Annotated in this window: 7 protein-coding genes; 6 read left to right on the top strand and 1 reads right to left on the bottom strand. The window is 38.6% G+C overall.

Annotated elements, in window-relative coordinates; genetic code table 11:
* Nucleotides 1-101: 101 nt before the first annotated feature.
* From V7K42_RS05470 to V7K42_RS05445, 6 genes are all read left to right on the top strand, one after another.
* A complete protein-coding gene (locus V7K42_RS05470; RefSeq protein WP_334914250.1) occupies nucleotides 102-1,205 on the top strand; it encodes a glycosyltransferase family 4 protein in 1,104 nt (367 codons plus the stop codon).
* Between the two features lie 7 nt (nucleotides 1,206-1,212).
* Complete coding sequence (locus V7K42_RS05465; RefSeq protein ID WP_334914248.1) at nucleotides 1,213-2,478, top strand: O-antigen ligase family protein; 1,266 nt, start codon at nucleotides 1,213-1,215, stop codon at nucleotides 2,476-2,478.
* Nucleotides 2,479-2,668: 190 nt separating this feature from the next.
* A complete protein-coding gene (locus V7K42_RS05460) occupies nucleotides 2,669-2,857 on the top strand; it encodes a glycosyltransferase (protein WP_334914246.1) in 189 nt (62 codons plus the stop codon).
* Between the two features lie 246 nt (nucleotides 2,858-3,103).
* Nucleotides 3,104-4,405: a UDP-glucose/GDP-mannose dehydrogenase family protein gene (locus V7K42_RS05455; RefSeq protein WP_334914244.1), complete on the top strand. Its 1,302-nt coding sequence runs from the start codon at nucleotides 3,104-3,106 to the stop codon at nucleotides 4,403-4,405.
* Nucleotides 4,389-5,588 carry a glycosyltransferase family 4 protein gene (locus tag V7K42_RS05450; RefSeq protein ID WP_334914242.1) on the top strand — a complete coding sequence of 400 codons (1,200 nt, stop codon included), beginning with the start codon at nucleotides 4,389-4,391 and terminating at the stop codon, nucleotides 5,586-5,588. The genes V7K42_RS05455 and V7K42_RS05450 overlap by 17 nt, the downstream gene beginning before the upstream one ends.
* Nucleotides 5,589-6,204: 616 nt before the next feature.
* The gene (locus V7K42_RS05445; protein ID WP_334914240.1) at nucleotides 6,205-8,436 is read left to right on the top strand and encodes a GumC family protein; all 2,232 of its coding nucleotides are present in this window, start codon (nucleotides 6,205-6,207) and stop codon (nucleotides 8,434-8,436) included.
* 160 nt (nucleotides 8,437-8,596) lie between these two features.
* Here V7K42_RS05445 and V7K42_RS05440 read toward each other — a convergent pair whose 3' ends face one another.
* On the bottom strand, nucleotides 8,597-10,096 hold the full coding sequence (locus tag V7K42_RS05440) for a choice-of-anchor Q domain-containing protein (protein WP_334914238.1): 1,500 nt from the start codon (nucleotides 10,094-10,096) through the stop codon (nucleotides 8,597-8,599).
* Nucleotides 10,097-10,986 lie beyond the last annotated feature (890 nt).

The following is a 10,986-nucleotide window of genomic DNA, read 5'->3' as shown; positions in this document are numbered from 1 at the left end:
AAATTTTTAAAAGAATCGTAATTGTTTTAATTTAAGATTCTACCAATAATTTATACAAATTTGTTGAGTAAAAAATTTACGTAAGAATATAATTTTAATTTATGATTAAAGTTGCTTTATTGCATTTTTGCTTTGAAGATTACACAATAGAATTAGCAAATAATTTAGTTAAATATGTTGATCTAACGCTAATTCATCCAGAAAAAGTCTCCAAAGTCTGTAGCAATGTTCTTGATCCCAATATTCGTGTCATTAGCTTTCAAAAACCACGGATTCGTGACCCGCGCAACCTATTGTCTATGAGCAGTATGATGCGGATCATTAAAGATATAGAGCCAGATATTTTGCATGTACAAGAAACTAACGATCCTTGGTACGATTGGACTTTGTTACTCAACAAGATGCCACCATTGGTGACAACTATCCATGATATATTTCGTCACCCAGGTGATAATATAACTGTATTTGGTTCCGAGTATAGCAGACGTATTGGCTTCTACCGTTCCCAACAATTGATTGTTCATACTCATCAACTCAAAAAAATTCTCATTGAGCAATTTCGTATACCTCAAAACCGAGTTAATATTATACCTCATGGAGAACTTGGTAGTTTATATCAGCGTCGCGGTAGTCAAAATATTCAAGTCCGTGAACCATATACTTTGCTATTCTTTGGTCGTATATTGCCTTACAAGGGATTGAAATATTTGCTTGAGGCTATGCCATTAATTGCTGAATCCATACCTGAAGTAAAGCTGATTATTGCTGGAAGAGGAGAAAATATAAGGCACTATTTCCCAAATGGTTATGATGAAAAACGCTATGAAATTATCAATGATTTTATCTCCCTTGAAGAAGTAGGTAATCTATTCCAACGCAGCACATTAACAGTTCTGCCATACATTGAAGCATCTCAAAGTGGTGTAGCAGCTTTATCTTATGGAATGGGAACGCTAGTTGTAGCTTCTGATGTAGGAGGATTGAGTGAGATAGTTCAGCATAAAAAAGATGGGTTGTTAGTTCCACCCTGTGATGCTCGCTCACTAGCTGATGCGATAATTTGTTTGCTAAACGATCGCGATTTGCAAAAACAGATGCAAACTGCGGCACTTGCTCGTTGCCAGCAAGATTTAAATTGGTCAAATATTGCCGCTCAAACAGCCCAAATTTATCAAAGAGAAATAAATATGCAAAATAAATATTAGTTAATTTATGAAAAAACTACTAATTTTTGCCGAACAAGGATTCACAGTTGCAGCCTTGCTGATGTATTCAGGGGCAATCTTTGCAGTCTTGCTGTCAGGAGGAGCAGGACAAAATGAATCGGTAGAATATGATAGCTCCCTGGTTCGGATTATTTTTTTCTTATTATACGCAGTTACCTTCTTACTACTAGTTTTACGTTGGAAGAAAACTCTTTATTTCCTAGTCTTGCAAAAAGACCTTTTTATTTATTCTTTAATAATATTGGCAGCAATTTCTATTACTTGGTCTTTTGCACCGTCAGCAACATTAAAAAATAGTTTTACCCTGATTAATTCAAGTTTATTTGGTGTTTATTTTGCTTCTCGATATAGTTTAAAACAACAATTAAATTTACTTGCTTTAACTTTTGGAATTGTTATAGTACTGAGTTTTGTTTTTGCTTTAGCCCTGCCTAAATACGGGATACAAAGCGATCTTGGTAGCCCAAAGTGGCGTGGAGTATTCACACACAAAAACGGACTTGGAGCTAGGATGGTTACCAGTAGTATAATATTTTTTATCCTTGGCTATGAAACTAAAAGACGTAGTTGGCTTTTCTGGGGTGGGTTTAGCTTATCAATACTACTTTTAATACTTGCCGCTTCTACCTCATCTCTAGTTAATCTATTAATTATAATATTGGCATTTTTTGCTTTTCAAATTTGGCGTTGGTCATATAGATTCATGATACCAACCCTAATACTTATGGCAACTATCAGCCAAAGTTTATATTTTTGGTTGTCTAATGATGCCGATGTCCTATTTAGCTCGATTGGGAAAGATGCGACACTGACTGGTCGAACAGACTTATGGCCATTAGTAATGGATATGATTTGGAAACATCCTTGGCTTGGTTATGGTTATGGCGGATTCTGGCAAGGATGGGATGGTGAATCTGCTTATATTTGGCGTATAGTTGGATGGATGCCAGGGCATCCACATAACGGTTATCTAGCTCTTTGGCTTGATTTAGGGCTTTTAGGGTTAGGGTTATTCTTTTTAGGGTTTTGGCGCAGTTATCTCCAAGGATTAGCATGGGTACGTAGTAGTAAAACAGCCGTAGACATGTGGCCCATTATACACATGACATATATAGCTTTAGCTAGCCTTACAGAATCTTCCTTGCTGGAATCTAATAGTTTGACTTGGATGCTCTATGTGGCAGCATGTTTATCAGTGAAAACGACACATAAAATAAAAATAAAATCATTAAAAAATGCATTGAGAGCATAGAATTTACCAAAATGCTCTAAAGCCATTGTTTTTGTGGTAGTTGTTTAAAATATACCAATTTTGGTATCACAGGTTTATGAGCGGTGCAAAGGTATTATCTGACAACAATAGTTCAACATCAGGAGATGTAAAAATAATCATATTTTGATAAGATTTCATGGGATTATTTTAATTATAGAAGAAGATGAAAATGAGCAACTCTAATTTTTTGGTTGATATATTAACTAAGGATAGGCCGGTTTTTGTCTTGACTTCTTACAATGAGGGTCTCCCACTAGCAATGCTTAAAGCAATGGCTTGGGAATTACCACTCATAGTTACACCAGTGGGAGGTATCCCTGAGATAGTTAGTGAATCTGAAAATGGATTATATAGTTAACACAGGAAATATTGAGGAATTATCAGATCCTATGAAGTCTTTAATTGAAAATGAGTCTTTGAGACTTTATTTAGGAACGAAGGCGAGAACAAGTGTTATTCCTCTAGATATAAAAAAACATTGGGTTGATTGGATGGATTTATATTACTAAGTATTAAATTTAATGAGCTAGAAGAAAAGCGTCTTATGGGCTTGCTTTTTTTGTAATTCATGCAAAGAATAACAACTGGATAGAACTGGATAGATATGAAAATTAGCATTTTTGGCTTGGGATATGTCGGTGCAGTAACAGCAGCTTGCTTGGCACGAGACGGACATGAAGTAATTGGCGTAGATGTAAATCCGGATAAAGTAGATTTGATTGCCAAAGGAGAGTCGCCCATTGTAGAGCCAGGGTTGAGTCAATTGCTGATTGATGGAGTTGCAGCTAAATTAATCACAGCTACTATAGATACTGAAGCGGCGGTGCTAGCATCAAATGTTTCTCTGATTAGTGTTGGTACGCCTCCAATAGAAAGAGGAGAACCCGATCTTACTTATGTTTGGAATGTGTGCAAACAAATTGCCAAAGCAGCTAGCCATAAAACTGAAAGCCATGTAGTTGTTTTGCGTAGCACTGTTCCCCCAGGAACTTTAGAAAAGTGTCAGAATCTTATAGATAGTATTACAGGTAATAACTCTATACATCTGGCATTTAACCCAGAGTTTTTACGCGAAGGTTCGGCTATCAAAGATTACGATCAACCACCTTACACTATTATTGGTACTGAATCTCCTGTGGCCGAAGCAGCAGTACGACAGATGTATGCGACAGTAGATGCACCGTTTACTGTAGTCAAACCATCTGTGGCTGAAATGGTTAAATATGTAGCCAATTGCTGGCACGCAGCTAAAGTGGGCTTTGCTAATGAAATCGGACGAGTAGCCAAAGCTTTTGGTGTAGATGGACGGGAAGTAATGAACATCATTGTACAGGACACAAAGTTAAATATTTCTCCTGTGTACATGCGTCCTGGATTTGCCTACGGGGGTTCCTGTCTGCCCAAAGATTTGAGTGCTTTGCTTTACCACGCACGAAATATGGATGTACCAGTCCCTCTCTTAAATGCCCTCCCAACCACTAACAGCGTTCAAGTCGATTTAGCTGCCCAGCAGGTATTACGCCTGGGAGTAAGACAGATTGCTGTTTTGGGATTGGCATTCAAACCAGGTACAGATGATTTAAGAGAAAGTCCCGCAGTACTGCTAGTCAAACGGTTGATTGGAGAAGGCTGCCAGGTAAAAATCTATGACCCGGCTGTGTATGAAGCTCGATTAATGGGAACCAACCTTGCTTATATACAGAGTAATCTCCCTCATTTTGAAGGTTTGCTAGTGCCAAATTCACAGCAAGCTTTGGAGGGAGCAGAGCTTGCGGTAGTTACCCATGCTACACCCGAGTTTCACCAAGTACTACTTGATGCCCCGAAAGAAATGCAAATTTTGGATCTAGCCGGGGTCTTTAATCAAACATCTAAGGAGTTAGGTTATCATGGCATCGCATGGTAGTAAGGTACTGATTATTGTCGAGAACCTCCCACTTCCCTTTGATAGACGTGTATGGATGGAAGCCACCACCCTAATAAAAGCTGGGTATGAAGTTTCGGTGATTTGTCCTAAAGGTAAAGGCTTTGAACAAGAATACGAGGTAATCGATGGCGTTCATATTTATCGCCACGACATGCCACCAGATATAAGTTCGGTTTCAGGATATTTACGGGAGTATGCTACAGCCGTTTTTTGGGAGTTTCGCCTTGCTCATCGGGTGTGGCAAGAGCGGGGTTTTGATATTGTCCACATTTGCAATCCTCCAGATTTACTGTTTTTGGTGGCAGGATGGTTCAAGTTTTTCAAGGGTGTAAGAGTCATATTTGACCACCATGATATTAATCTGGAGATGTACGAAGCTAAGTATGGAAGGCGAGACATTTTTTATTATGGACTCTCATTAGTTGAGCGATTGACCTTTGCCACAGCAGACGTAGTTATCTCAACGAATGAATCTTACCTCTCAGTTGCACTTACCCGTGGAGGCAAGAGTCCAGAGGATGTCTTTGTTGTTCGTAGTGGGCCTGACCTTTCCCGTTTTCAACCTGTACCACCCAACCCAGACTACCGTAAAGGTCGAAAGTATCTGGTCGGCTATGTTGGTGTTATGGGAGAACCAGAGGGAATCGATTATCTGCTGCAATCGGTACGCTACATTGTCTATGAAAAGAAATGCCAGGATATTCACTTTATGCTCATCGGTAGTGGACCGATGTTTGAGAAGCTTCAGGCACTATCTGAAGAGTTAGAAGTTAAGGAGTTTGTAGAATTTACCGGGCGTATTCCTGATAAAGAACTTTTGGCACGACTTTCTAGCTGTGATATATGTGCCAATCCAGATAAAAAAATGCCCTACAACGATCGCTCGACTATGAATAAGATCATGGAGTACATGGCAATGGGAAAACCCATTGTTCAGTTTGATCTTTTGGAAGGAAGGCGATCGGCGGAAGGAGCCTCTGTTTATGCTAAAGGCAATGATATAGTGGATTTTGCCGAGAATATTCTTGAACTTCTAGAGGATACTGAACGCCGACAAAAAATGGGAGAGCTAGGTAGACAAAGAATGGAGGATAAACTAGAGTGGCGACATCAAGTACCTAAGCTCTTAGAGGCTTATGAGAAAGCCTGGCAACATAAGTAGCAACACGGCAGATGGAAATATCGTGAAAATACACTTGGAACAAGGTTTTAAATGTTTATCTGACGATAGTAATAGAAGACCACTAAGTATATCGGCGTAAATATTTGTAGTTGCAATCAGGAAGAAAGAGGATTTTAGCCAAGTTTATCTTTCTTCATATAATTTTATATTGTGCCAACTTACTTAGATTACAGGTTTTTTCCTGAAATTTGTTTGGATTGGTACTCTTTTATTACTATCGTTAGATAATCTTGAAAGCCTTGTTTATCTATGCTTGATTCCAAACAAGAATTTTGAGAATACAGCCAAGAAGACTCAATATCTCACCATACTTTGATGAAAGAGAGTTAATGGAAGCAAAAATCAGCATTAACTAGTATTGTATGTACTTTTAATTATGCTCCTCAAGGCTCCTAAGTATTAGCTATCAGAGTCCCGAAACCGAAGCCTGGAAACGATTTCAGGTTTTTAGAGTTAAATAGTCTATACTATATGTCATATTGTAAAATAGTATCACTCTTAGTTAATAGGTGTGCTTTGTCGCTACTCTAAGTAGAGCAATATTGAGTTTCTTGCTTAAAACCTGTACTTTTGAAGATTTATCTCAGAAAAATCTATGGAATCTAGAGAATCTATTGATTTAGACCTTAATCGTTACCTATTGATATTGAAACGATGGTGGATACCGGCTGTCGGTATCTTTGTGGGTACAGTTATGCTGAGTGCTATATCCACAATATTGATGAAGCCATCTTATGAAGCCGAAGGAAAACTTTTATTCAGAGTTCCCTCTTTTAAAGTAGCAGGAAGTAATCTTTCCCCTGGTTCCTCTGAAGGAGGAGACTCAGGAGATTTAAAAGCTTTAGTCGCAACTCAAAATCCTGTAAGCACTCAGATAGAAGTTATTACTTCTCCTAGCTTATTGCAGCGGGCAATAGACAAACTAAAACTCAAAGATAAAGAAGATCAACCTCTGGAAGTAAAAGCGCTACAAAAATCCCTAACTCTAAAAATTGTTGGTGGGACAGATGTATTGCGAATTGCCTATAGCAGCCATGACCCAGAAGAAGCAGCAGCAGTGGTCAACACAGTTATGAATTTGTATTTAGAAAATGATATTCTGACAAATCGCTCTGAGGCAGCAGCAACTCGTCAATTTATGGCCAAGCAGCTTCCTAAAACTCAAGCTGCTGTTAACAATGCGGAAGTAGCGCTACGTATATTTAAACAAAAGCATCAGATTGCAGATTTATCCGAGGAGACAAAGTCAGCTGTTGCAACTATTGGAAATTTAGACAATGAAATGAATACTGTCAGGGCTCAACTAGATGAGATAAACGCCCAAACCAATGAACTGCGCCAAAAAGTAGAGCTAAATTCTCAGCAAGCGATCGCTGTCAGTGCCTTAAGTCAGTCACCTGCTGTACAGGGAGTTCTTGTACAACTTCAAGAAACCGATCGGCAGTTAGCGATTGAGCGCAGCCGTTTCTTAGATGACAATCCTGTAGTTATTAACCTAGAAGCAAAAAAAGCTAATTTAAAATCTCTCTTGCAACAGCAAATTGGTCAGACTATTGGCAATCAAACACGAATTCCCCAGAGCTTATTGCAGATTGGAGAACTTAGACAAGGTTTGATACAAAACTTTTTGCAGTCAGAAATACAGCGATTTGGGTTAACAAAAAGACTCTCCTCTCTATATAATTCCCGTTCTAGCTACGAACAAAGGGTGAAACTCATACCCCAGTTGGCACAAAACCAGCGGGAGTTAGAACGGAAAGTAGAAGTTGCAGAATCGACCTATCAAACTCTGTTGAAAAAGGTTCAAGAATTACAATTAGTTGAGAACACCAATACAGCCAGTTCTCGGATTATTGCTCAGGCTTTAGTGCCCAAAGATCCGATACTAGTTAAGAAAATAATTGTTTTGGTGCTAGGAGTTATGTTCGGTTTGTTTTTTGCCACCACAACTGTGCTATTCCTAGCTATGAGAGATAAATCTCTAAAAACACTTAGAGAAGTTAGAGATGTATTTGGATACACTTTGCTGGGAATTATTCCTTTGTCTGTTAAAAAGGTTCGCTCCCGTTACTCTAATTTAGAATTACCAACTCAAACAGTTGCCGTCAGAGATACGCCTTACTCTTTAACGAGCGAAATGTACCGGATGATTCAAGCCAATCTGAAATTTCTGAGTTCAGATAAAGCACTCAAAACTATCGTGGTAACTAGCGCAGTTCCTAAAGAAGGAAAGTCTACAGTTTCAGCTAATTTGGCTGCTGCGATCGCTCAACTAGGACGACAAGTTTTACTAATTGATGCAGATATGCGAGTTCCTTCTCAGCATCATTTCTGGCAACTAAGCAATGCAGTCGGTTTAAGCGAGGTTCTTGTAGGTCAAGTTGAATTTAATATGGCTATATCTAAGGTAATGGATAACCTTGATGTTTTAACTGCTGGAGTCAGACCTCCTAACCCACTTGCTTTGCTTGACTCGAAACGGATGGCATCACTAATTGAAAATTCTTCATCTCAACATAACTATGATGTTGTAATTATTGATGCTCCTCCACTCCTTTTGGCAGCTGATGCTTTGACTTTAAGTCAAATGACTGATGGGATTTTATTAGTAGCTAGACCTGGGGTGATTGATTCTAACAGTGCTGCTGCTGCCCAAGAAATGCTAGAGAGATCCAGTTACAACGTTTTAGGTTTAGTTGTGAATGGTATCATTGATAAAAATGAATCTAGTAGTTATTTCAACTATGCTAAAGAATACTTCACTCATCAAGATTTGACAAAAGAGGTAAAGCCACAAAAACGTATTCCTGACAAAAGCTCTGTATAAATTAGAGTTTTGTCTCAAAAGTTAACTTAACAGCATAACTGCTATATCATGTCTGTTTAATTAGCTACAAAAAAATAAGCCTGCCTTAGCAGGCTTATTTTTTGTGTAACCCTAACTTCAGTCTGACGGAAGTATGAGCAGTTAGCAATAGATATTATGCTTACTGCTGGTATTCGTATGCTCCAATATCATATCCATCACCAGCAGGACGGGGTTTGTCTGCATAATCAGTTTTTAAAGCATTCCAATAGTAACCCCTGTCGATCGCTGGACTCGTTGCTTTGAGTCTAAAGTCACCACTTGAAGCATCTACAAACTGTGGGTCTCCTATAACATCGTTAGGCCCCATCGCACCAACCACTGCACCGTTAGTGTACAGATTATAGTTATAGGTAGCATTGGTATTCATGTAGCTGCTGTTAGCATTTTTTCCAGCAACACCATAAATAATGTTATTGAAAATTTTGACATCAGATGAATAGCCAGCATAGAGTTGCCCTTTCTTCGATAGCTCTGGGCTTTGCTGATTTAAATAAACCGTGTTGTTGACAATATCGACATGCTCACTCGCATGAGCATGAATACCCGAACCACCATTTTTGTATGAGATATTGTTTGCAACTAAAGTCCGTCCTTTATATGAACCATTAGGACCACTTTTTAACTCATCCATAATAATGCCATTCCCGTCTGTGATCTTACCGACTTCAATCCAGGGAACGTACATACGATTATTGTAGACCTTGTTGTTGGTCACAAACATTTTGTATCCTTGGTTATTGTCAGTATTCCGATTCTTCAAGAACGAAATGCCACTGCCACCATAGACACCATACCAGGCGTTATTATACACAGTGTTACCATCCACTTTCACATAATCAGCCGCGATTACTGAGATACCTCCTCCTCCACAGTCATGCACTTTGTTGTTCAAAATATTTATGTGATGAACATTACTACTGCGTCCCTCAATGCTTATGCAGGTTCCATTTGTAAGGCGATTTGATGTGTTAGTCTTCTGACTTAACGCATAAGCAAGGGTGATATTGGCATTGTTTCCAACGACCTCCAGACCGTCGATCTCAATATATGAAACTCCATTTGAAAAACCGATACCACTCCATGTGTTATGTTGAATCTTTGGAAAATGTCCAGGATATGCTTTATACGTAATCCAGGCATTAGCAGTTCCAGAACGTTTAATACTTAAGGCACTACCCGCTTGTCCTGCATTTGTGTACACTCCATTCATAATTAATACTGTGTCGCCAGGGTCAGTTAGGTTTGCTGCCCTTTGAATCGTCCTAAACGCGGATGAGGTAGTGAGTCCGCTATTTTTGTCGTTTCCGGTACCGCTAACATAGTATGTTGTCGCAGGAGCCGCGCTGATTAACTTGCGGCTGGGCAGTGATGTTTCTGGAACAGGCGATGACTGACGAACGTCTTTAAATAAATACTCTGTTATCTTCTCTCCTTGAGCCAGACCCGTTAAGGCCCAGGGAAGTACAAGAGATGCGCTCAAACTGAGAAAACCGAAACCATGAATCATCATAGGGAAAATAGGGAAAATAGGGTATGTTGCAAAAACTGAATCGTCAACGGTCAGTAGCTCTAGCCTTAGTAAGTAACTCAGTATTGGAAACAGTCGTATAACTGCCATTTGTAAGTTTATACACGGTTTCTCAGGTTTACACCTGAGAATTTCCACGCAAATATGGCGGAAACGCCTTTTGAGCTTGTGTTCCAAAAATGTGCATATATCTAGTAAAAATACTGAATAAAAATTATCAGTATCCAGAGTCACTCCATTAATGGACACCAAGCAACCGTACAAATGGCATCATTTCCAATTCGACATCATTCTACTGTGTATACGCAGTATCTGCGGTTAAGATAGTATATCTGTCACCAATTAGTTGATTTACTTAAATAATTCTTATGATAATAAGAATCATAAAATGACAATAAATGAGGTATAGACTATAAATTATCCCCTGCAACTTGTAAACTATTCTCATTATCATAATAATCAGAATAGCCAAAACAAAGTTTGAAAAAGCCTCTCAATAACAGATTATGAATTTCCAGTAAAATTATTATGTGTATAGCACTTGTTAATTAGTAATATTACTGATAAACATTATAAAATTAATACAGTAATGACTATTTTAAGTAAGTGAGCGCCCAAACTAAGCCACTTATGTAGTTCTCTACCCTAATATTGTCTTATCCTGTGGTCGAGCGATGTCTAGCTTGCTTGTCCGTAAGAGTACGAGAACTACTTAGAATTTTTTTGGAACAAGAGACGGCTTCGTGTAGTTTGCTTCTCTGTAAAAATATAACTTTACACATTCAGTAAACCACAAACTTTTAAAAACCAACGTAAAAATAAGGGTTTCAGCCATTGAGAATCTGGAGTATCCACCATTGGTTTTAGAGGGATCTTAGAGCGATCGCTTAAAGGTAACTTGAGGTATAGTCTGAAATACTGAACAAAACGTTGTTTTGTGATCTCGCTAGATTTAGCTGAAATGTTTGCTTGGTAAAGCT

It is taken from the genome of Nostoc sp. (genome assembly GCF_036917455.1).
In the GTDB taxonomy this organism is placed as follows: Bacteria; Cyanobacteriota; Cyanobacteriia; order Cyanobacteriales; family Nostocaceae; genus Nostoc.
The sequence above is the reverse complement of the archived record's forward strand: the minus strand, read 5'-3'. Positions and strand labels throughout refer to the sequence as shown.

Coding starts and splice junctions, on each gene's coding strand:
- V7K42_RS05445 (WP_334914240.1), top strand. CDS start 6,205: ATGGAATCTAGAGAATCTATTGATTTAGACCTTAATCGTTACCTATTG.
- V7K42_RS05450 (WP_334914242.1), top strand. CDS start 4,389: ATGGCATCGCATGGTAGTAAGGTACTGATTATTGTCGAGAACCTCCCA.
- V7K42_RS05470 (WP_334914250.1), top strand. CDS start 102: ATGATTAAAGTTGCTTTATTGCATTTTTGCTTTGAAGATTACACAATA.
- V7K42_RS05460 (WP_334914246.1), top strand. CDS start 2,669: ATGAGCAACTCTAATTTTTTGGTTGATATATTAACTAAGGATAGGCCG.
- V7K42_RS05440 (WP_334914238.1), bottom strand. CDS start 10,096: ATGGCAGTTATACGACTGTTTCCAATACTGAGTTACTTACTAAGGCTA.
- V7K42_RS05465 (WP_334914248.1), top strand. CDS start 1,213: ATGAAAAAACTACTAATTTTTGCCGAACAAGGATTCACAGTTGCAGCC.
- V7K42_RS05455 (WP_334914244.1), top strand. CDS start 3,104: ATGAAAATTAGCATTTTTGGCTTGGGATATGTCGGTGCAGTAACAGCA.